The following is a 21,571-nucleotide window of genomic DNA, read 5'->3' as shown; positions in this document are numbered from 1 at the left end:
GGCACCTCTATTTCGTCGATTTCGTCGCTTTATCAATCACTTCGCTGCCCGCCATACCGGGTATCGCCGCAACTTGCGAAACCGGCATATGCTGAGCGCTCTTCCCTTTCAGGAAAGCCATATACGCCACCACAGTCGTATCCATCTTTTTGAAGAACATTTTCGGGTAAACGCCCATGAGGATAATCAGAAAAACCATGGGGACCAATATAAGAATCTCCCGTGCCCCAAGATCTTTCAGCTTCTTGTTCTCTTCTTTGGTCACCACGCCGAACATAACCCTCTGGAACATCCAGAGCATGTAGACTGCGCCCAGGACCACTCCCGTAGTGGCGAGTACGCCGTACACCTTGTTGGCCTTGAAAGCCCCGAGAAGGATGAGGAACTCTCCCACGAAGCCGTTTGTCCCCGGCAGAGCGATAGAAGAGAGGGTGATAATCATGAAAAAGACCGCGAAAACGGGCATAACCTTCGATAAGCCGCCGAATTCGGCGATCATTCTCGTGTGCCTTCTCTCATACACCATACCCACGATGAGAAAAAGGCCGCCCGTGCTTATGCCGTGGTTCAGCATCTGGTAAATGCTTCCTTCCATACCCTGCATATTGAAAGCAAACATGCCGAGCATTACATATCCGAGGTGGCTTACGCTCGAAAAGGCGATAAGCCTTTTGAGGTCCGGCTGCATCATGCTTACTATTGCCCCATAAATGATGCCGATTACAGCGAGTGTCGAGATAATAGGCACCGCGTCGAAGGCCGCGCCCGGGAAAAGGGGTATGGCAAACCTGAGAAAACCATAAGTACCCATCTTGAGGAGTACTCCCGCCAGGATTACGCTGCCTGCGGTAGGAGCTTCCGTATGGGCATCCGGCAGCCACGTGTGGACAGGAAACATGGGGACCTTTATGGCAAAGGAGAGGGCGAATGCCCCGAAGAGCCAATACTGCTTCACGATGGGGATGCTCGCCTTGTAAAGCTCCAGCACGTTAAAGGTGTAAACCCCGCTCTCATTAAAATAGGTAAAATAGAGCGCCAGTATGGCCAGGAGCATCAGGACGCTTCCCGCCATGGTGAAGAGAAAAAACTTGATTGCCGCGTAAATCCTCCGCGGGCCGCCCCAGATGCCGATGAGCAGGTACATGGGTACCAGCATAAGCTCCCAGAATATATAAAAGAGGATAAGATCGAGGGAGCACAGGGTGCCGATCATCGCCGTTTCGAGAAAAAGAAAGGTAATGTAATACTCCTTGACTCTTTCTTCGATGGATTCCCACGAACAGAGCACGCAAATAATGGTAAGAAAGGTGGTGAGCATAACCAGAAGAAGGCTTATCCCGTCGATGCCGAGAAAATAGCTGATCCCCCACTCCGGAAACCACTGCGCCTTCTCCACGAACTGCATCACCTTCGCCTTTTCATCAAAAAGGAAAAAGAGGGGAAGGGAAATGACAAACTCGATAAGAGAGATTACCAGGGTAAAGACTTTTATAAAAAGGGTTCTCTTTCTGTCGGCGAAGAGCAGCAGCACCGCGCCCAGGAGAGGAAAGAATATCAGGATACTCAGTAAAGGAATCGACGTCATGCTCATTTACACACCTTCATGGAATCATTCTCACTATGAAATAGATCACAAAAATCGCCCCGATTATCATGGCAAAGGCATAACCCTGTACCAGGCCGTTCTGAACGCGCCTGATGAGGCTTCCTACTCCACCCATAAGGGATGCCACTCCGTTAATGGCTCCGTCGATAATTTTCTCGTCAAAAAAGCTCTTGCAGAGTTTGCCGAGCCCGAAAAGCCCCTTTACGAAAATAAATCCATAGATTTCATCGACGTAATATTTGTTGTGCACCAGGGTAAAGAAGTTATTGTACCTCTTCACGAAGCGCTTCGGAATTTCCGGATTCTTGATATAGAAGAACCAGGCTACAAATATACCGAGAAGACCTATGAGGACCGCTATGGCCATGAGGGTCATCTCCGTCGCCGCTTCGTCTCCATGGGCCGTTGCCCCGGACGATGCATAGGCGTTATTGAAAAAGGACCAGGAGGCAACGTGCGCGGCAGGCTGATGGCCCGCGCCGAATATAGGCTCCAGCCATTGCTCGATCCTGTTGGAGCCCCCCAATAGATGGGGAACACCCACATAGCCGCCCACAATCGAAAGGACCGCCAGGATCATGAGCGGAATGGTCATGACCTTGGGAGATTCGTGGATATGATGCTTTACTTCCTCGGAGGCCCTGCACTCGCCATGGAAAGTATTGAAGAACATGCGGAACATGTAAAATGCGGTGATGCCGGCGGTGAGCATACCGAATGCCATATACCAAAATTTACCATTATCCAGGCTGAAGGCTTTCCAGAGAATCTCATCCTTGCTGAAGAACCCGGAAAGACCGGGGACGCCCGCGATGGCGAGACATGCCACGAGAAAAGTCCCGTAGGTTATAGGTATTTTCTTCCATAAACCGCCCATCTTCCTCATGTCGAGCTCGCCGCTCATGGCATGCATGACGCTGCCTGCTCCGAGAAAGAGAAGACCTTTAAAGAAGGCATGGGTCATAAGATGAAATATGCCCGCAGCATACGCGCCTACACCCACTGCCACAAACATGAACCCGAGCTGGCTCACCGTCGAATAGGCGAGCACGCGCTTTATGTCGTACTGGGCACATCCCATGGTAGCCGCGAAAAAGGCCGTAAACAGACCGATGACGGTGACGACCATCATAGTCGTAGGAGCCATGACAAAGAAGAAATTGAGCCTCGCGATCATATAGACTCCCGCCGTAACCATGGTAGCCGCATGGATCAGCGAGCTTACCGGAGTGGGGCCTTCCATCGCGTCCGGCAGCCACACGTAGAGCGGTATCTGGGCCGATTTGCCCGTGGCGCCCACAAAGAAAAGTAGGGTGATGGGAATGGCGAGGCACGGACCGATCAGGTGCGCATTCGCCTGAAGCTCGGCATAGTTAAGGGTCCATACCCCCTTGGCGGCAAGGGTGGAAACAAGAAGGAACATGCCAAGGAGGAACCCGAAATCGCCGATCCTGTTTACGATAAAAGCCTTCTTCCCTGCATTGGCGGCCGAATCTTTCTCGTACCAGAACCCTATAAGAAGATATGAGCAGAGGCCCACGCCTTCCCATCCCACGAACATGAGAAGGAGGTTATCCGCCGTCACCAGAATGAGCATCATGAACACGAAGAGATTGAGGTAGGTGAAGTAGCGCCTGAACCCCGGGTCCTCGTGCATGTAACCTGCGGAATATATGTGAATGAGGGATCCCACGCCCGTCACCACGAGACACATGATGATGGAGAGGGCATCGATCCTGAAGCCTATCTTGGTCGAAAAGTCCCCTGAGACGATCCAGTCGAAGGCGGTCATCTCGAAAACCCTCGCTTCGGCGGGAAGGTTGAGGAACTGTGCGAAGATCAAAGCCGACACCACGAATGAGCAGAAGACGGACAGGCACGCGACCCAGGCGGTAAGGCCTTTCGCAAAACTCCTCCCGAAAAGGCCGTTGATAAGAAAGCCTATTGCGGGAAACACGGGGATAAGCCAGATATACTCAGCCATTTAAAACCCTCTCAGCCTTTAAGCAAATGGATATCGTCAATGTTGATCGTGCCTTTTAGCCTGAAAATGAGCACGAATATGGCGAGCCCGACCGCTGCCTCGCCTGCTGCCACCGCCATTATGAAAAAGACGAACATAACCCCGTCAAGGGAATTGAGGAAGTTGCCGGAGGCGATAAAGGTAAGGTTCACCGCGTTCAGCATCAGCTCGACACACATGAAGACGATTATCGCGTTCCGCCTGGTAATAACGCCCACGGCGCCTATGGTAAAGAGCACTGCACCCAGGATATAATACAAATTCTGCGGGATATCGGGTAACATCATCCTCTCCTAATTCCTGACTCTTTTTGCCAACACCACCGCCCCCACGATGCCCACGAGAAGTAGCACGGATGCCACTTCAAAGGCGAAGGCGTATTTCCCATACAGCATCGATCCTACCACCTGGGCGTTTCCTGCCGCAGCCATGACCTCAGGGGTTATGGCGCCCTTCTTCCCCACGTTCTGGAAGGCAGCAATCCCCGCAGCTACCTGGACGAAAAGGAGGATAGTGATAATCGCTCCTATTGCCTTCGGAAACGAGCGCTTTGCCTTCTCCACCAGGTCCGATTCGAGATGAATGAGCATGATCACGAAGAGGACCAGCATCATGATAGCCCCTGCGTACACCATCACCTGGGCAAGGGCCATAAAAGTCGCGTTGAGAAGCACGTAGATCCCTGCCAGGGAACAAAAGGCCACGATGAGCCACAGTGCGCTGTGGATGGGGTTTCTTCTGGTTACCATCATAAGAGAGGAGCCCACGGCAATAATCGCCATCGCAGAAAAGATGAACCATTTGAACCCCACCGCAATCATGCCTTCTCCTCATTCATGGAAAGAAGCTTTTTCGTATCGAGGCATAAATCCTCTTTCCGGTAATAAGCCTGCTCGTAGTTCTCCCCCAGCCTTATGGCATTGACCGGGCAGGCGTCCTGACAGAATCCGCAGTAGATGCACCGCCACGCATCGATCTCATACTTAAGAGGATACCGTGTTCCGTCCGCCCGTTCCCCGATCTCGAGGGTGATGCAGGCATTAGGGCAGACATTGACGCACAGACCGCAGGCGACGCATGTCGTCTCACCCGCGTCATTCTTCCTGAAAAAATGAATACCCCTCCATCTGGCCGGAACTTTGTATTTCTTTTCAGGGTATTGAATGGTGATCGGCTTCGTGAAAAGCCTGCTCACCGTAAGGGCAAGCCCTTTCAAGAGCGGAATTATTATCATGGCATCACCTTCATTTAATTACTCCCAATGCCACGAGGAGGGCGGTGACAACTACATTGAGAAGGGTAAGGGGCAAAAGCACCTTCCATCCGAACTTCATGATGTGGTCGTACCTCAGGCGCGGGAATGTCCCTCTCTCCCAGATAAAGAAGAAGATCAAGATAAAAACTTTAATAAGGAACCAGATGGGTCCCGGTAAATATGGCCCTGACCACCCGCCGAGGAACAGGGTAGTCGCCACTCCCGCGACGACGAACATGTGAGCGTATTCTGCGATCATGAAGGTGGCAAATTTCATGCTGCTATATTCTATGTTGAACCCACAGGCCAGTTCGCTTTCAGATTCGGGCATGTCGAAGGGCGTTCTGTTTATCTCGGCAAGCCCCGCGATGATGTAGAAGATGAAGCCGAAGGGGTATTTGAGAATAAACCAGCCCGATACCTGCTGGGCCGCGACGATATCGGAGAGCCTCAAGGAACCGGCAAGAATGATGGTTCCTATTACGGCCAGACCGAGGGCTGTCTCATAGCTTATCATCTGAGCGGCCGCCCGAAGCGATCCGAGAACGCCGTATTTACTACCCGATGCCCAGCCTCCGAGTACTACCCCGTATTCTCCAAGTGTCGCCAGGGCAAGGACGTAGAGAACGCCCATATCGATGTCCGCCACTACCATCTTTATATTCCTGCCGAGGATGGTTACGGTGTCGCCGAAGGGGATGACCGCGAACATGGAGAGGGCGGTGAAGAGACAAATCCCCGGGGCAATTACGTAAAGGGTCTTATCCGCCTCGTCGGGGATAATATCTTCCTTGAAAAAGGATTTAATTCCGTCCGCTATAGGCTGGAGAAGCCCGAAGGGCCCTACCCTGTTCGGCCCGAACCGCACCTGAATCCGGCCGAGGAGTTTTCTCTCAAGTAATGTGGTATAGGCGACCAGCCCCATAAGGACCATCACTACCACCAGGTTCTTCACCACCAGTTCGATTATGGAGTAAATAGGTTCCATGCCTTAACCTTTTTTCATTGTCACTGCAATATGTTTACCGTAACCCCGCGCAAGCTTCAGGATCTCCTGTCTTTTCGTGAGCATCCGGTACTCCGCCACACCTTGTTTGAGACCCTTCCTGATCGAAGCACGCTCCGTCACCGTTGCAAGATCGGTTTCGAGGCAGACCATGTCCCCCTCCGCGATCCCGAGGGCATTCCCGTCCTCGGCGGAGATAAAGAGCATATCTCCTGCCACGGGCGGATTATTTACATAGACCGTTTTAGAATAGGTATTTTTATCGGCAAGATGGTGGCTCAGGAACACGTTCCTCAAGACCAGGGTGCAGACCCTTTGCCCTCGGACTTCCGACGTTCCGACGTCCGTAATAAACCGCTTCTCCGACGAACCTGCCGCAATTCTTTCGCGGCCTGACCCGTCTTTTACAAGAACTCCGCTTTTGTAAAGGCTTTCCGTTGTCTCCTTTTCGCTCTGATTGAGACCGCCGCAGAGCTTTCTCACGAGGGCCCTTAGAAATTCATAACCCTGCGAGGATCCGGAGCGCGCACGCCGGACTTTCCTGACAAAGCCGTCCTCCGCAACGCAGGTCCCCTCTTTTTCCGCAAATGTGCCGGTGGGTATGACGGCATGGGCATAATCCGCAACCTTTGAAGGGAGCGCATCGCAGACGGCAATGAACGCCTTCTGCTTCAGGGCCTCTTCCGTCTCGGCCGCATTCATATAAGAGAAGGGGTCGTCTTCGTAAATGAAGAGCCCCCCGATCCCCGGGTTAGTGACCACGCGGTGGGCCTCCACTGCATTGGGGAGAATCGCTGCCGCCCCGACCGCATTCGATTGCAGGGAAGTCGCCATTACAAGGCACCTGTCCTCTAAACCCAAAAGGAGACTTACGTTGAAAAGAGAAGTAAGACTCGCCTCACGCGCACTCAGACCGGAGCCCACGATGAAGGCGATCCTGCCGGCACCCGTAAGAAGCGTCATAAATCTCTCGAATGCCTTTTTATCCGTTCCGCATTCAAGCAGGGCCGCAGCTTCGTCGATTTTTTCGACCACCGCAGACAGTTCCTTGAAGCCCTCTATCTTTTCCCCCTGGGGAGAATATCTCTTCTCCGTCAACAGGCGCTTTGCGATCAATTGGAACAGGAGCGCATCCGATCCGGGCGTAATATTGAGCCATGAATCAGCGATTCTGGTAAGTGCCGTCGGAGACGGGTCTATCACCGCGACCCTGGAGCCATTTTTCTTTACCGCCTCCCTTACCCTGTTTCCAAGGAGATGGTTATTTCCGAGGAGGTCGGCGCCTGCGGCAATCACAAGATCGCACCCTGCGAGGTCCTCGTAATTATAGACGGGCGGGATGCCCATCCGGTCCATCACGTCCCGGACCTTTCCTGTATGGTAATTGCCCGATGTCCCTATGGTGCTCATGGGAAAACAGCCTGCGATCTGGGAGATCATGGAGATCTCTTCGTTCGTGGCCCTGGGAGAGACGATAAAGCCCGCGGGCTTGCCCTGTTTCAGGAGCCTGGATAGGCCTGCCGCCACCGCTTCAACCGATTCCTGGAGACTCACAGTCTTTGCCACGCCTTCTTCCTTGATGACCGCTTCTTTAAGAAGGGCGGGATTGTTGGCAAAATCATAGCCGAACCTGCCCATGATACAGAGGCTTCCCTTGTTCGGCATTTGGTCCACGTCCGTGAGGACTTTCGTGATAACTCGATCCCCATAGACATCGAGAGTGAGGCCACACCCATATCCGCAGTGAGCACAGGTGGTCGAAACCCGTCTGGTCTGCCATTTCCTGCTCTTCAGCGGACTTACCCGTTCGACGAGGGCGCCCACCGGGCAGACCGCCAGGCATTCGCCGCAGGAGATGCAGTCAAGGCCGTTCACCGGCGCCATCCGTGCCTGTATTCCCTTCTGCGCTATTTCAAGGACAGTTCTTCCCGAAATCTCACGACATGCATGGACACAGCGCAGACAGAGGACACAACGGCTTTCCGCGTATCTTATAAGGGAGGTGGAATAAGGTTCGGCCTTCTTCGCCTCTTTTTCCGCCGAAAGATCGACCTGTTCCAGCTTGTGCTCGAATGCGAGGTCCTGGAGCCGGCATTCTCCTGCCGCATCACAGATAGGACATTCGAGGGGATGGTGAATGAGAAGGAACTTCAAGTACTCCTGCCTCATGGCAAAAAGCTTGTCCGATCTCGTGACTACCGAGATCCCGTCCCGGGCCACGGTATCACAGGACGCCATGGGCTTGTCGTAACCCTCGATCTCAACAATGCACAGCCTGCAGGAACCTATGGGAAGGAGATGTTCGTGATAGCAAAGGGTAGGTATAGGGATATCGTTCTGCCTCGCGATCTCAAGTATCGTCCTGCCTTCTTCTGCCTGGATCTCCTTGCCGTCTATTGTAACCGTTATCATGCCCATTCCTTCTTTACCCTACCGCAATCATGCCTATTCTGTAACAGCGAAGGCACCGTGACGCCTCTCCGATTGCTTCATTCACTTTATAGCCCTCTTCCACTTCATCAAACACCCATTTTCTTTTTTCCGGTTCCATGGGCTTCAGGTTCGTGCGCTTTTTATCGCCCAGGAATCCCACATTTTCTTTTTTATCATAGACTTTGATGTCGCCGAAAAAGCGGACGAATTTTTCGCCCATCCGTGCCTTCGGCTCCTCACCCTTCAGATATTCATCGATTTTCCATGCGGCCCTTTTCCCGTTCCCGCATGCCCTCACCAACACGTCAGGTCCGGTCTCGCAGTCGCCCGCGGAGAATATGCCTTTTACCGAGGTCTCGAAGGTCTCCTGATTCACCTGAAATGTATTCCACCGGGTAATGGTGAACTCTTCCTTCTTCTCGAGGAAAGACCAGTCAATCATCTGGCCGATGGCGGGTATGAGAATATCGGTCTCGATTATAAACTCGGAGTCAGGCACCGGCACCGGTCTCCTGCGTCCGCTCTGGTCAGGCTCGCCGAGCTCCATCCGGATGCATTCCACGCCTTTCACCTTTCCGTTCTCCGCGATAATCCTTTTGGGATTGCAGAGGTAGTGAAAGTCTACGCCTTCCTCTTCCGCCTCATGAATCTCTACCGGATCGGCGGGCATTTCCGCCTTGGTCCTCCGATAGACGAGGTGCACATCGGGTTTGCCGACTCTGAAAGAAGATCTCACGCAGTCCATGGCCACGTTGCCGCCGCCTACGACCACGACTTTCTTTCCTTCGGGATAGGGATCCTTTCCAAGGTTTATATCGAGGAGGTATTTCACGCCGGCAATAAAACCCTGATATCCGCTATCTTCGCCTTCCACACCCATAGGCGAGCTGCCGTGGGCGCCCACACCGATGAAGATGGCGTCGTACTCCTTCTGAAGCTGCGGAATGGTCACATCTTTGCCGATAGTCATATTGTAGCGGATCTCCACGCCTAAGGACTCTACGAACTTGCCCTCACCGGTCAGCACGGAGCGGGGCAGACGATAATCGGGGATACCTACCGCCGCCATACCGCCGGGTTCTCCCAGTTTCTCGAATACCGTTACCTGGTGCCCCATCTGAGCGAGGTAGTAGGCGCATGAGAGTCCGGCAGGCCCCGCGCCGATCACGGCCACCTTTTTGCCGCCCCGGGGTACTTCCCGAACGGGCTGCTCTACATTCTTCTCTATCTCATAGTCGGCGACAAACCGCTTGAGGCTCTTGATCGATATAGGATCATCGATATTTGCCCGCCTGCAATTCGATTCGCAAGGTCTGACGCAGACCCTGCCCAACGTACCGGCGAGGCATGTATTCTGCCGTATGGTGGCGAGGGAATCGGAGAATCTCCCTTCGGTGATATCTTCAACATATTTGGGTATATCGAGTTGGGTCGGGCACACGCTCATACACGGAGCGGTGACGGAAATTCTGTAATCGCCCGACGTGGCTTTTCGCCCTTCCTTGATCGCGCTTTCGAACTGGGGTCCGAAGAACTCGAGGGCCTGGAGCACGGGAATAAAACCGGTCTGCCCTATCTGGCATTTGGAGCCGTCCCGAATGGTAGCGGCAATTTCCCTTATCTTTCCGATGTCGCCCGCTTTGCCATTCCCCAGGGCCATAGCATTCAGGATCCCCCAGATGACCTTGCTCCCGATCCTGCACGGAATGCACCTGCCGCACGACTCCCTCTGAACCGATTCGGCGTATTTAAGGGACATGTCTACCATGTCCACATTCTCATCGCACAGAATGATGCCGTCCCAGCCCATGAATGCTTTCACGGGACCCCTGTCGAATTCCCCGGGGAGTTTCGCCTTCTTCAGGGGTTCATAGGCGTCTTTCCCTTTGCCCCTGTTGTCGATGATCTCGCCTTGCCATGAACTGAATAATACTTCTGCCATAATTAACCTTATTATTTGTCTATTTCGCCGAGCACCACATCAACGCTTCCGATGGCGGCTACTACGTCCGCCACTAACTGGCCGTCAATCATCTTTGGAATGGAAGCGACGTTGAGGAATGACGGCGGCCGGATCCTGACTCTGTAAGGCTTGCTCGTGCCATCGCTGATAATATAGAAGCCGAGCTCACCTTTTGATGATTCTATCGAGGCATATGCCTCCCCTTTCGGGGGCTTGATGCCGTCCGCCATGAGCTTGAAGTGGCGGATAAGGGCTGCCATATCCTTCTGAACCAATTCCTTCGCGGGCGGCACGAATTCGGGGGCCGCAGCATTGATGGGTCCCGACGGCAGCTTCTCCAAAGCCTGCATCACGATCCTCACGGACTGTCTCATCTCCTGCAATCTCACGAGGTATCGTTCGTACACGTCGCCTTTGGTGCCCAGAGGTATCTCGAAATCGAATTCATCGTAACTCGAATAGGGGTATGCCTTCCGCACGTCGTAATTTACGCCCGAAGCCCTGAGCACGGGACCTGTAACCCCGTAGCTTATAGCGTCTTCCGCGGAAAGGAAGCCTACGTTCTGAGTACGTTTTCTCCAGATGATGTTCTGGGTGAGGAGTGTCTCATATTCATCTATTCTACGCGGGAAATCCTCTATGAAGGTCTTCGCCGCCTCCATGAAGCCGTCGGGAAGGTCTTCCCTGAGCCCGCCGAAGCGGATATAGTCGGGCATAAGTCTTGCGCCGGAAACCGATTCCAGCACCTTGAGACAGTTCTCTCTTTCACGGAACCCGTAGAAGAAAAGCGTCATGGCCCCTATATCAAGGGCATGGGTGGACAGCCAGAGTATATGGGCGGCGATACGCTGCATCTCGCACAACATTACCCTGATGTACTGCGCCCGTTTGGGTATCTCGATACCCAGGAGTTTTTCCACGGCGAGGCAATAGGCAAGGTTATTCGACATGCCGCTTGTATAATCGAGTCTGTCGGTAAGGGGCTGCGCCTGCCAGTATGTCTTGGCCTCCATGAGCTTTTCCATGCCACGGTGGAGGTACCCGATGCGGGGCGTGCTTTTCACCACTGTCTCGCCGTCCAGCTCAAGGATGAACTGGAGGACGCCATGGGTCGCGGGATGCTGCGGCCCCATATTGATGGTCATATATTTTGATTCTGTCATCTACGCCTTTTCTTCCTTAAAGTGGACTGTAAAGGGCTTATCGAAGTCCTTTCCCTCCAGGGGAAAATCTTTCCTCAAGGGAAATCCCTCGAAATCGTCGTCGGTGTAAATTCTTCGAAGCTCCGGATGGTTGATGAAGCGTATGCCGAACATATCGAATGCTTCCCGTTCCAGCCAGTTGGCAGCATTCCAGAGGTCGCTTACTGTTTTGACGCCGTCCTCGCCGCAACGCGCCCGCACGGTGACCCTGCCGTTGTGAAGGAGAGAGCGGAGGATATAGACAATCTCGAACCTCGGCTCCTGGCCCTGCCAATCTATGGCGAAGAGCTCGACGAGCATTTGATAGGAGAGCTCCGGATCATCCCTCAGGAAGGTGAGCACCTCCCGTATCGATCCTTTGTCCAATGCGACTACAGGCTCGCCCATATTTATGGCGGTATGAATGATTTTTCGCCCGAAAACCTCTGAAAGTTTCTCGAAGACCCTGTTGCTGCTTATCATGCCCTCTTCCCAGGTAAAGTTATTAACGGCCTGTCTTTTAACGTCTCCTTCTGTATCTTCTTCTGAAGTTCCATAAGGCCTTTGAGAAGGGCCTCGGGTCTCGGCGGACAACCGGGAATAAATACATCGACGGGGATAATCTGGTCTACCCCCTGTACCACTGCGTAAGATCTGAAGATACCGCCCGATGAAGCACATGCCCCGAAGGCGATGACCCATTTCGGATTCGGCATCTGCTCATAAATTCTCTTGACCATAGGCGCCATTTTTTTCGTAAGGGTGCCCGCCACGATCATAAGGTCCGACTGCCTCGGCGACGGCCTGAACACTTCCGCCCCGAATCGCGCAATATCGTATTCCGCGGAGCTTGCGACCATCATTTCAAGGGCACAGCACGCAAGGCCGAAGGTCACCGGAAAGAGTGAATTCTTTCGCGCCCAGTTTATGATGTAATCAACGGGTTTAACTAATGAAGAATCTTCTATTCCCATTCTAACGCACCTTTTTTCCAAATGTAGATGTACCCGATAAAGAGGATGAGTACAAATACCATCATCTCCACAAAACCGAAGAGGCCGAGCTTCTTGGTCACCACAGCCCAGGGGTAGAGAAATATTACTTCTATGTCAAATACCAGAAAGAGCATTGCCACGATATAGTACCGAATGGTCATGATTCTGCGGGTAGGGCCGATCGTCGTGGTACCACACTCATAGGGTGCTAATTTGATCCTGTTTTGGGTTCGTTGACCGAGGAGATGGGAAGCCCCTATGATGACGGTGGCGATGATACCGGCAAGGCAGAACATCACGAAAATTGCTACATACTCAAACATAGCGAGAAGTCCTTTGTAGCCAGTTTTTTGAGCTAATCCAATTCACTTTAAAGATTTCTCAATTGTACAGGTTTAGTTATAAAATGTCTACACCAAATTGTACTCTTTTTCAAAAAAAGTGAAAAAAGTCACAAATACCCGAAAACATTAAATCCAGAAGAGATACCCCGCGAAATGTAGGAGTGAAAAAATTCACTTCCTTTCTCTGATCGGGCACTCGACGCAATGGAGCCCCTGCCCCGGCCTCCCCGGCTCGCGTGCGGTCCCGGACGCTGAACCGCTGCCTTGACGAGCCGTCCCGGGAAGATATATTATGGAGGAATGGGACGTCTTCCCGTGCTGTCGACGGATTGTCGAAGGGAACACCCGCTGTCCGCTTCCTGACCTGGAAGAGGTAATGGTCGCCGCGCCCTGCAATACATTCTCAAAGGAGGAGAAGATGCCTTACGTAAACATCAAAGTCACCAACGAAGGGGTCACCGCCGAACAGAAGGTAAAACTCATTAAGGGGGTAACGCAGCTCCTGCAGGATGTCTTGAATAAGCCGCCCCACACGGTCTTTGTGGTAATCGACGAGGTGGAGACGGACAACTGGGGCGTGGCAGGCGAGACTATTACCTCTCTCCGGCAAAAACAAAAATGATCGAAGCGACAGAAAAACAGCTCCCCTGAGGGCGGCTCCCAAGGGCTGCCTCCTTATGCCCCATTGGCTCGCACGCATGCTAAGGGACCGGAATGTGGTCATGCTCCTCGCACTCGGGGCGGGACTTCTCTGGGGAGATGGGGCCCGATGGGTGGAGCCTGCCGCGATTCCCGCCCTGGCAGTCATCATGACCATCGCTACCATCAACGTGAAGTGGGGAGCCTTCATCTCGGTTCGCGCCGTTCTGGCGCCTGCCCTGACAGGCATCGCGCTGACCTTCGTGGTTCAGGCCTTCTTTATGGCCGGGGCCGCTGCCTTATTCGTAACGAACGACGCCTTCCGCTCCGGTTTCTTTATCCTCGCGTCCGTACCCCCCGCGGTGGCCGTAATACCCTTCACCATGTTCGTGAAAGGCGACACCGCCTTCTCCCTGGCGGGAACGATAGGGGCCTATCTGGGGGCTCTCGCCATAGCTCCCCTCATGATGGTGGCGCTCCTCGGATCCGGCTTCATACACCCCTTGCGGATACTGATAATGTTTGGCGAGCTGATCGTGGCCCCCCTGATCCTGGCGCGCATTCTGGCCTCTACGGCGATACCCGCCCGGACCGGCAAATATTACGGCGCCGTCACCAACTGGGGATTTTTTATCATTATCTATACCATGGTCGGCCTCAACAGGGCCGTATTTCTCGACCACCCCCTCTCCATTCTGCCGGTGTGCTATATCGCCTTCGCGACTACCTTTCTTGTCGGCCTGCTTATCGAGCTTACGGGTAAATTCTTTCGCGTGCCCTCGGGAGTGCTCGCGAGTGCCGTGCTTCTCGGCACTTTCAAGAACTACAGCCTTGCAGGAGGTATCGCACTGGTATTTTTCACTCCCGAGACCATGGTGCCCGCCACTGTCTCTTCGGTAATCGCTATCCTTTATATCGTGTGGCTCGAGCTAAGGGCGAAGAGAAGGCCCCCGGATCCGGCGGCGGCCGGCCGCTGAGATGGGAAGGCGATCTTCACGTGAGACTGGAGCATATCCTCGGGCTCTGCTATAATGCAGCATACATTCACCTATTCATTCCATAAGGAGAGCAAGGCTAATGGCGGCAATAAAAAATCTGTGGACCCCTCGTAAGGCCGAAGGCACGTCAAAGGGGCTCGCGAGCCCACTCGAGGGGGAGACGGCGGATTTCGGGTTCAAAAAAGTGCCTGCCGGGGAAAAGACCCACTGGGTGCGCAACCATTTCGACACGGTGGCGGGCAAATACGATATGATGAATACCCTCCTCAGCTTCGGCATTCATTATCTCTGGAAGCGGAAAGCGGTGAACCTCCTCGGCCTTAAGCCCGGAGAGCGGGTCATCGACGTGTGCGGCGGCACGGGGGACCTCTCCGTCCTGGCAGTGAAAAAGGTCGGCCCTGCCGGTCACGTAGTCCTTTACGATATCAACCTGAAAATGATGGTGACCGGGAGGGGTAAAACAACCAACGCTCCGGCACGACGACAGATCGCATTCGTTCAGGGTGATGCCGAGTTGATCGCGTGTAAACCCGAGAGCTTCAACGTCGCCATGGTCGGGTTCGGTATCCGCAATGTCACCCATATGGAGGACGGCTTCCGGGAAATGCACCGGGTCCTGAAGCCGGGAGGGAGGTTTATGTGCCTTGAATTTTCCAAGCCCGCCTTCGGTCCTTTCCGTGCTCTCTACGATTTATACTCCTTCGCCGTAATGCCCCTTCTGGGCCTCCTTTTCGTAGGCTCCCGCAAGGCCTACACCTACCTGCCCGAGTCGATAAGACTATTCCCTTCCCCTGATGAGCTTTCACGCCTGTTAACACACATGGGATTTCGGGGGGTGGCATACCGGAGGCTTTCAAACGGGATAGCGGTAGTACATACGGGCATAAAGGCATAGCCCATGTTTTCTCCCCGCCGGCGTGTCAGCCGGCTTCCCTGTCACACCCGGCATTATTCCCCTTCTTTCGTCATATGTGACACTTTTATATGTCATATATGACGAATACCGGCCCACCCCCTGCCCAATCCCCGCTATCGTCTGATTCCCCGTCACGGCACACTTTGTGCAGTGCTTCGGAGAACGATACATATAGATGGACACCATTGCGTCCAGTCGCGCCCGCTCTCATAAAAATGAGACCGCAGAACATTCATTCGAAACAAATCAGAAGGAGGACTTAGAATATGGAGCATTTCCCCTGGTGGACGGAAGAACAGAAGAAACTGGCGGCGGAGCTGGAAGTCTTTGCCGAAGAGGTGATGGTGCCGCGGGACGCTGAAGCCAGATGGAAGAGAGAGTTCCCCTGGGACATCTTTGAAAAAATCGCGGCGAAAGGCTATACGGGCGTCGCGGTCCCCAAAGAGTATGGCGGCATGGGAATGGGCGCCACCGGGGCATGCATCGTGGTGGAGGCCTTCTGCCGCATGCCCGGTCCCGGACGCATCATGGTCGGGAATATGATCGGCGGTTTGCGCCAGATTATCGAGGCGGCAACGGAGGAGCAGAAAAAACGCTTTCTTCCACGGATTGCCCAGGGAGAGATCGGCGCCATCGTCATCACGGAGCCCTTCGCGGGAACAGATGCGGCGGGCATGGAGATGAGGGGAAGAAGGCAGGGGAATACATATATCCTGAACGGCAAGAAAAGGTTTATTGTCTCCGCGGGAGTGGCGAGCAGGTACTTTGTCTACGTGCGGACAAGCGACGACCCGGCGGCTATTGCGAAATACCGCCACCTCACCGCCTTTGTGGTAGAGAAAGGCGCACCGGGCTTCACCGTGGAAAAAATGAACGAGGTCCTCGGGTTCGAGAATATTCAGAATGGCGTTCTTGATTTCGACGACGTCGAGGTCCCCGTCGAAAACCGCATCGGAGAAGAAGGCGACGGATGGAAGATCATGACGGCGGGACTCAATTTCGAGAGGACCCTTATCTCCGCCATGACCCTGGGTTGGCAGGGGGAGATACTGAGGAATGCGGTTCCCTATTCTCAACGAAGGGTCCAGTTCAACAAACCGACCATCGATATCCCTGCCAATCAGGCCAAAATCGCCGACCTTATCATCCAGTTCAAGCTCTCCCGCCTCGCCACCTACTACACGGCCTATTTGTGGGACCTCGGCTGGGATATTACGGTCGAATCGAACGTCACCAAGGTATTCAATGTGGAAGGCACCATGCGATCGAGCCTTGACGGTCTTCAGATCATGGGCGGAGACGGCGTCACGCCTTTTTACCCTGCCCAGTCGATCATGGAGATCGCGAAGGTGGAGCATATCTCCGGCGGCACCATGGAAGCGTGCAGGCAGGTCGTCTTCAAGAGCGGCGTGAAACAGATGGACGGAGTGCTGAAAATGCGCCGCAGGGTCCCCCATCCGGAGCTGGGTGTGCCCGTGCCGGTCTCGGGCGCGCCGGAGAAGCGAAAGAACCCGGACAGCGCCGCCCTCCTTGCTATCCTGGCGGATGATTATAAGGTCAATCCCGGCCTCTTCATGAGCCGGGAAGATATGCTCCAGTACCTGGAGACGGATGATTCGGGTCTGGACGCGCTTCTCGTCGGTCTCGAGACAGAGGGCTCCGTCAAGCTCTATCGCACAAAGAAAGGCATCACCCTTGCGAAAGCCACTTATGACGGCCTCAAGAAGGCCTATCCCAAAGAATATTACCGCTGGTTCCCCGGGTGGATGGACGATATGAGAAAGTTTTAACCGAACCCCCTCGCACGTCAAAATCAGCCCCCCGATTGTCCGCCGCGGCTCGGCAAGGCCCATACTCCTTGACTTGTAACCCCGGTAGAATATATAATAAATGACTTTTACAGGGGGTGTAGCGTGCGAGATAAATACTGCGGACTGGTTACAAAAGAAGACATTGGAAAGATGATCACCCTCTCGGGCTGGGTGTTTCGCAGAAGGGACCATGGCGGACTCATTTTCGCCGATCTGAGGGACGTGAGCGGGATCGTGCAGATAGTCTTTTCTCCCGATATTTCACGGGAAGCCCACGAAAAAGCAGGAGACCTCAAACAGGAGTATGTCATCACCATCACGGGCAAGGTGGACCTGCGTCCCCGGGGTACGGAGAATCCCGGCCTGCCCACGGGAGAGGTGGAGATATATGTCGCCTCCTTTGAAGTATTGAATACATGCAAACCCCTCCCCTTCCAGTTGGACGAGGAAGAACCGAACGAGGCCCTGAGGCTCCGCTACCGTTACCTCGATATGCGGCGCGAGGAAGTGAAGAAGGCGTTCATCACGAGAAGCGTCGCATATAAGACCACGCGGGATTACATGGCAGCCAACGGTTTTCATGAGTTCGAGACCCCCATGCTCACCAAGAGCACCCCTGAGGGCGCGCGGGACTTCATCGTGCCGAGCCGGCTCAATCCGGGCAATTTCTATGCCCTGCCCCAGTCCCCGCAGTTATTCAAGCAGCTCCTGATGGTAGCCGGCTTTGACCGCTATTTTCAGATCGTCCGCTGCTTCAGGGACGAAGACCTCCGTGCGGACAGGCAGCCTGAATTCACTCAGATAGATATAGAGATGAGTTTTGCCGAAGTGGACGATGTCATCGCCATCGGGGAAGGCCTCACAAAGCATGTGTTTGAAGCGGTAACCGGCAAGACCCTCGAGACCCCCATCCGGAGAATGGCATATGATGACGCCATGGAGCGCTATGGCTCGGACAAACCCGACCTGCGCTTCGAGCTCCTTATGACCGACCTTACCGATATCTTCTCCGAGACCGATCTCGGCGTTTTCAAAAAGACGGTCGAGGATAAGGGCGCCATAAAGGCCCTTATACTGAAAGGCAAGACCCTCTCCCGTAAAGACCTGGACACCGCGGTCGATACGGCCAAGGAGATGGGGGCCGGCGGGCTCATCTGGATCCGTAAGGAGAACGACACTTTTCAGTCGCCCATAGTGAAGTACCTCAAGGATGCGGAGAAGGCAGCCATGGACGGCAGGATGGGATGCGCCAACGGCGACGTCCTTTTCATTATGGCGGGCCCCAGGAACAGGACCAATGAGCTCATGGGAAGGTTCCGACTCTACATCGGTGAAAAATACGGTCTTGTCCGCAAGGACCTCTTCGAGTTTCTCTGGGTCGTCGATTTCCCACTCCTTGAATATAGCGAAGAAGAGAAGAGGTTTATGGCGAGGCACCACCCCTTCACCTCCGCCACGCAGAGCGTCCGGGGCTTCGAAGGCGACCTCGAAACGATCAAGGCGAAAGCCTATGATCTCGTCCTGAACGGTATGGAAATCGGCGGCGGAAGCATCCGGATCTACAGAACCGACGAGCAGATGGCCATGTTCAATATACTCAACATTAAGGAGGCGGAGGCCACGGACAAATTCGGTTTCCTCCTCGAGGCGCTCGATATGGGGGCACCTCCCCATGGAGGCATCGCCTTCGGATTCGACCGTCTCCTCATGCTGCTCTTAGGGTTGGACAGCATCAGGGATGTCATCCCCTTCCCCAAAACACAGAAAGGCACCTGCCTTATGACCGGCGCTCCCTCGCGAGTGTCGCAAAGACAGTTGAACGAGCTGAAGGTGAAGACCGTCGCAGAGCAGGCGGGAGGCTAGGATGAAGAAGAAGCCGGGCTTCATCTTCAAGAACGTGTCACGGGGGACCAAATACCCTCTTATCGATGTGGAGGAGCCCGAGCTTTACCGCGAGATGTTCCCTTTTACCGAGGTGTGCAAGATAAAGTTCGATCACAAGATAGAGCTCATAGATCCACCCGAAGAGATTTATATTACCGATACCACCTTCAGAGACGGTCAGCAGTCGCGCCCCCCTTTTACGGCCGGACAGATCGAAGACCTCTTCGACTTTCTTCACCGCCTTTCAGGACCCAAAGGGGTAATACGGCAGAGCGAATTCTTTCTCTATACCGATAAGGACAGGGATGCCCTCGAGCGGTGCAGGGAGAAAGGCTATCGCTACCCGGAGATCACCGGCTGGATAAGGGCTAAAGAAGAGGACCTCCGGCTCGTGAAGGACTTGGGCCTCAAGGAAACGGGAATCCTCGCCAGCTGCTCGGATTACCACATATTTCTCAAATTGAAAAAGACGAGGTCACGGGCTTTCGAGGATTACATAAAGATCGTCGAAAGCGCAATCGAGCTGGGGGTCGCACCGAGAGTCCACCTCGAAGACGTGACGAGGGCAGATATATACGGGTTTTGCGTGCCTTTTGCCCAGGCGCTCATGAGTATTTCGGAAGATGCGAAGATCCCCATCAAGATCCGCCTGTGCGATACCCTGGGCATTGGGGTCACCTACCCCGGCGCGGCGCTTCCCCGGTCGATCGGAAAGGTAATACGGGCCATGATCGACGACGCGGGCGTTCCCTCGGAGCTTCTCGAATGGCACGGCCACAACGACTTCCATAAGGTGATCGTAAATAGCGTCAGCGCGTGGCTTTACGGCTGCGCCTACGTAAACGGAACCCTTCTGGGCATAGGGGAGAGAACGGGCAACGCCCCCATCGAAGGACTCGTTATGGAGTATATCAGCCTCATAGGCGACACGAACGGGATCGACACTCAAACCATCACGGATATCAGGAATTACTTCGAAAAGGAGCTGGGCCACCTCATCCCGCGAAATCAGCCTTTTATAGGAGTCGATTTTAATGCCACCTCCGCGGGGGTACACATCGACGGCATCGTCAAGAACGAGGAAATCTATATCCCCTTCGATACGGACAGGATACTGAACAGGCCCCTCACGATCAATATCACCGATAAATCGGGTCTCGCGGGCATATCCCACTGGGTAAACTCCCATTTTGCCTTAACAGGAAAAGACCGGGTCCCCAAGACCCATCCCGGCGTCGCCAAGGTAAACAAATGGATCCTGAAGCAATACGACGAGGGCCGGGTAACGGTAATCTCCGACAATGAGATAGAGCACCTGGTGAGGAGATACGTGCCCGAGATATTCGTATCCGAATTCCAGCTCCTCAAGAAGAGGGCCTACGACATGGCCGCTCACCTCATAGAGAGGTATATAGAGGATCCGGCTATCAAGAGCATGAATATCGAGAAGCAGGAAGAGACCCTGAGCACCATCGTCGAGGAATACCCGTATATACAGTTTGCCTACATCGTCGACAGTCAGGGCGTGAAAATTACGAAGAATATCAACCAGGTTTTCGACAGGGCGAAATACCATCGAATCGACCTCCATGAAGATTTCTCCGACAGGGACTGGTTTATCAACCCCTTAAAAAGCGGGAAAATCAATGTGACCGACATCTATTCGTCCAGGATCACCGGGGCCCTCTGCGTGACCGTGTCGGGCCCGATCAGGGATGAAGTCGGCGAGATCGTGGGCGTTCTCGGGTTCGATATCAAGTTCGAAGACCTCACGAAGGCCGAGGAGTAATTGAAACAGGAGCAATAATGGGAAAAACTTTAGCGGAAAAGATCCTGAGCATGAATACCGGGGCGGACGTGCATCAGGGGGACTATACCATAGTCAATGTGAATAAGATCCTCTTGCAGGACGGGACAGCCCCGCTTGCCATAAAGAAATTCGAGTCCATGGGTTTCAAGACCCTTTTCGACGGCGACAAGATTACGTTTTTCATCGATCACGGGTCGCCGAGCCCGAGAATGGAGCTTTCCAACGACCAGGTCGCCATACGGAATTTCGCCGCCGCCTATGGGGCAAAGGTCAGTGAAGTGGGTGAAGGGATCTGCCACCAGGTGATGTCGGAATATATGCTTTCCCCGGGAGAGGTCCTGGTGGGCGCAGATTCTCACACCTGCACCGGGGGCGCGCTGTGTGCCTTTTCCACGGGAATGGGCTCGACGGATATCGCCGTAGCCATGGGACTCGGAAAGACATGGATGAGAGTTCCCGAAACCCTCAGATTCGACATCAGGGGCCCCTTTCCCTCCTCAGTATTGGTCAAGGACTTGATTATAAAGATTATAGGGATGATCTCCGCTGACGGAGCTACGTATAAATCGATGGAATTCAGCGGGGATACGATAGACCACCTTGGGGTGGAAGAGAGGATGACCATATCCAACATGGCAGTCGAGGCGGGGGCGAAGTGCGGCCTTTTCCCTTCGGACATCATGACCTATCTCTATCTCAAGCAGATG

At 53.9% G+C, this 21,571-nt stretch carries 19 protein-coding genes; 7 read left to right on the top strand and 12 right to left on the bottom strand.

Annotated features, from left to right (window positions below; genetic code table 11):
* Positions 1–7 precede the first annotated feature (7 nt).
* From VGJ94_19685 to VGJ94_19630, 12 genes are read right to left on the bottom strand one after another with little or no spacing between them, the layout of a single operon-like run.
* Complete coding sequence (locus VGJ94_19685; protein ID HEY3278844.1) at positions 8–1,591, bottom strand: NADH-quinone oxidoreductase subunit M; 1,584 nt, start codon at positions 1,589–1,591, stop codon at positions 8–10.
* 10 nt (positions 1,592–1,601) lie between these two features.
* Positions 1,602–3,590: an NADH-quinone oxidoreductase subunit L gene (nuoL, locus tag VGJ94_19680; GenBank protein HEY3278843.1), complete on the bottom strand. Its 1,989-nt coding sequence runs from the start codon at positions 3,588–3,590 to the stop codon at positions 1,602–1,604.
* Between the two features lie 11 nt (positions 3,591–3,601).
* Positions 3,602–3,916 (bottom strand): NADH-quinone oxidoreductase subunit NuoK, encoded by a 315-nt coding sequence (gene nuoK, locus VGJ94_19675; GenBank protein HEY3278842.1) that lies wholly within the window; start codon positions 3,914–3,916, stop codon positions 3,602–3,604.
* Positions 3,917–3,922: 6 nt separating this feature from the next.
* Positions 3,923–4,450: an NADH-quinone oxidoreductase subunit J gene (locus tag VGJ94_19670; GenBank protein ID HEY3278841.1), complete on the bottom strand. Its 528-nt coding sequence runs from the start codon at positions 4,448–4,450 to the stop codon at positions 3,923–3,925.
* On the bottom strand, positions 4,447–4,863 hold the full coding sequence (gene nuoI, locus VGJ94_19665) for an NADH-quinone oxidoreductase subunit NuoI (GenBank protein ID HEY3278840.1): 417 nt from the start codon (positions 4,861–4,863) through the stop codon (positions 4,447–4,449). The genes VGJ94_19670 and nuoI overlap by 4 nt, the downstream gene beginning before the upstream one ends.
* A 10-nt stretch (positions 4,864–4,873) precedes the next feature.
* Positions 4,874–5,872 carry an NADH-quinone oxidoreductase subunit NuoH gene (gene nuoH, locus VGJ94_19660; GenBank protein HEY3278839.1) on the bottom strand — a complete coding sequence of 333 codons (999 nt, stop codon included), beginning with the start codon at positions 5,870–5,872 and terminating at the stop codon, positions 4,874–4,876.
* A 3-nt stretch (positions 5,873–5,875) separates the two neighbouring features.
* The gene (locus VGJ94_19655; protein ID HEY3278838.1) at positions 5,876–8,302 is read right to left on the bottom strand and encodes a molybdopterin-dependent oxidoreductase; all 2,427 of its coding nucleotides are present in this window, start codon (positions 8,300–8,302) and stop codon (positions 5,876–5,878) included.
* A gap of 13 nt (positions 8,303–8,315) precedes the next feature.
* Positions 8,316–10,265 (bottom strand): FAD-dependent oxidoreductase, encoded by a 1,950-nt coding sequence (locus VGJ94_19650; GenBank protein ID HEY3278837.1) that lies wholly within the window; start codon positions 10,263–10,265, stop codon positions 8,316–8,318.
* An 11-nt stretch (positions 10,266–10,276) separates the two neighbouring features.
* Positions 10,277–11,449, bottom strand: a complete 1,173-nt coding sequence (gene nuoD, locus VGJ94_19645; GenBank protein HEY3278836.1) for an NADH dehydrogenase (quinone) subunit D — start codon at positions 11,447–11,449, stop codon at positions 10,277–10,279.
* Entirely contained in the window at positions 11,450–11,950 is a 501-nt protein-coding gene (locus VGJ94_19640) for an NADH-quinone oxidoreductase subunit C (protein HEY3278835.1), read from the bottom strand. It abuts the gene before it with no gap.
* Entirely contained in the window at positions 11,947–12,441 is a 495-nt protein-coding gene (locus VGJ94_19635; protein ID HEY3278834.1) for an NADH-quinone oxidoreductase subunit B family protein, read from the bottom strand. Before VGJ94_19635 ends, VGJ94_19640 begins: the two co-directional genes overlap by 4 nt.
* The gene (locus VGJ94_19630) at positions 12,432–12,785 is read right to left on the bottom strand and encodes an NADH-quinone oxidoreductase subunit A (GenBank protein HEY3278833.1); all 354 of its coding nucleotides are present in this window, start codon (positions 12,783–12,785) and stop codon (positions 12,432–12,434) included. Before VGJ94_19630 ends, VGJ94_19635 begins: the two co-directional genes overlap by 10 nt.
* Before the next feature lie 313 nt (positions 12,786–13,098).
* Between VGJ94_19630 and VGJ94_19625 the strand changes: the two genes are divergently transcribed.
* From VGJ94_19625 to VGJ94_19595, 7 genes are all read left to right on the top strand, one after another.
* On the top strand, positions 13,099–13,428 hold the full coding sequence (locus VGJ94_19625; GenBank protein HEY3278832.1) for a 4-oxalocrotonate tautomerase family protein: 330 nt from the start codon (positions 13,099–13,101) through the stop codon (positions 13,426–13,428).
* A gap of 55 nt (positions 13,429–13,483) precedes the next feature.
* Positions 13,484–14,422, top strand: coding sequence for a hypothetical protein (locus VGJ94_19620; GenBank protein ID HEY3278831.1), 939 nt, complete (start codon positions 13,484–13,486; stop codon positions 14,420–14,422).
* Positions 14,423–14,522: 100 nt separating this feature from the next.
* Positions 14,523–15,338, top strand: coding sequence for a bifunctional demethylmenaquinone methyltransferase/2-methoxy-6-polyprenyl-1,4-benzoquinol methylase UbiE (ubiE, locus tag VGJ94_19615; protein HEY3278830.1), 816 nt, complete (start codon positions 14,523–14,525; stop codon positions 15,336–15,338).
* A 287-nt stretch (positions 15,339–15,625) separates the two neighbouring features.
* Positions 15,626–17,149: an acyl-CoA dehydrogenase family protein gene (locus VGJ94_19610; protein HEY3278829.1), complete on the top strand. Its 1,524-nt coding sequence runs from the start codon at positions 15,626–15,628 to the stop codon at positions 17,147–17,149.
* Between the two features lie 123 nt (positions 17,150–17,272).
* The gene (gene aspS, locus VGJ94_19605; protein ID HEY3278828.1) at positions 17,273–19,033 is read left to right on the top strand and encodes an aspartate--tRNA ligase; all 1,761 of its coding nucleotides are present in this window, start codon (positions 17,273–17,275) and stop codon (positions 19,031–19,033) included.
* A gap of 1 nt (position 19,034) precedes the next feature.
* Positions 19,035–20,843, top strand: a complete 1,809-nt coding sequence (locus tag VGJ94_19600) for a cache domain-containing protein (protein HEY3278827.1) — start codon at positions 19,035–19,037, stop codon at positions 20,841–20,843.
* Between the two features lie 17 nt (positions 20,844–20,860).
* The coding region (locus tag VGJ94_19595) for an aconitase family protein (GenBank protein HEY3278826.1) at positions 20,861–21,571 on the top strand (711 nt) is incomplete at its 3' end.

Source organism: Syntrophorhabdaceae bacterium (assembly GCA_036504895.1).
Classification (GTDB): Bacteria; Desulfobacterota; Syntrophorhabdia; order Syntrophorhabdales; family Syntrophorhabdaceae; genus PNOM01.
The sequence above is the reverse complement of the archived record's forward strand: the minus strand, read 5'-3'. Positions and strand labels throughout refer to the sequence as shown.

Coding starts and splice junctions, on each gene's coding strand:
- VGJ94_19685 (HEY3278844.1), bottom strand. CDS start 1,591: ATGAGCATGACGTCGATTCCTTTACTGAGTATCCTGATATTCTTTCCT.
- nuoL (HEY3278843.1), bottom strand. CDS start 3,590: ATGGCTGAGTATATCTGGCTTATCCCCGTGTTTCCCGCAATAGGCTTT.
- nuoK (HEY3278842.1), bottom strand. CDS start 3,916: ATGATGTTACCCGATATCCCGCAGAATTTGTATTATATCCTGGGTGCA.
- VGJ94_19670 (HEY3278841.1), bottom strand. CDS start 4,450: ATGATTGCGGTGGGGTTCAAATGGTTCATCTTTTCTGCGATGGCGATT.
- nuoI (HEY3278840.1), bottom strand. CDS start 4,863: ATGATAATAATTCCGCTCTTGAAAGGGCTTGCCCTTACGGTGAGCAGG.
- nuoH (HEY3278839.1), bottom strand. CDS start 5,872: ATGGAACCTATTTACTCCATAATCGAACTGGTGGTGAAGAACCTGGTG.
- VGJ94_19655 (HEY3278838.1), bottom strand. CDS start 8,302: ATGATAACGGTTACAATAGACGGCAAGGAGATCCAGGCAGAAGAAGGC.
- VGJ94_19650 (HEY3278837.1), bottom strand. CDS start 10,265: ATGGCAGAAGTATTATTCAGTTCATGGCAAGGCGAGATCATCGACAAC.
- nuoD (HEY3278836.1), bottom strand. CDS start 11,449: ATGACAGAATCAAAATATATGACCATCAATATGGGGCCGCAGCATCCC.
- VGJ94_19640 (HEY3278835.1), bottom strand. CDS start 11,950: ATGATAAGCAGCAACAGGGTCTTCGAGAAACTTTCAGAGGTTTTCGGG.
- VGJ94_19635 (HEY3278834.1), bottom strand. CDS start 12,441: ATGGGAATAGAAGATTCTTCATTAGTTAAACCCGTTGATTACATCATA.
- VGJ94_19630 (HEY3278833.1), bottom strand. CDS start 12,785: ATGTTTGAGTATGTAGCAATTTTCGTGATGTTCTGCCTTGCCGGTATC.
- VGJ94_19625 (HEY3278832.1), top strand. CDS start 13,099: ATGGAGGAATGGGACGTCTTCCCGTGCTGTCGACGGATTGTCGAAGGG.
- VGJ94_19620 (HEY3278831.1), top strand. CDS start 13,484: ATGCCCCATTGGCTCGCACGCATGCTAAGGGACCGGAATGTGGTCATG.
- ubiE (HEY3278830.1), top strand. CDS start 14,523: ATGGCGGCAATAAAAAATCTGTGGACCCCTCGTAAGGCCGAAGGCACG.
- VGJ94_19610 (HEY3278829.1), top strand. CDS start 15,626: ATGGAGCATTTCCCCTGGTGGACGGAAGAACAGAAGAAACTGGCGGCG.
- VGJ94_19600 (HEY3278827.1), top strand. CDS start 19,035: ATGAAGAAGAAGCCGGGCTTCATCTTCAAGAACGTGTCACGGGGGACC.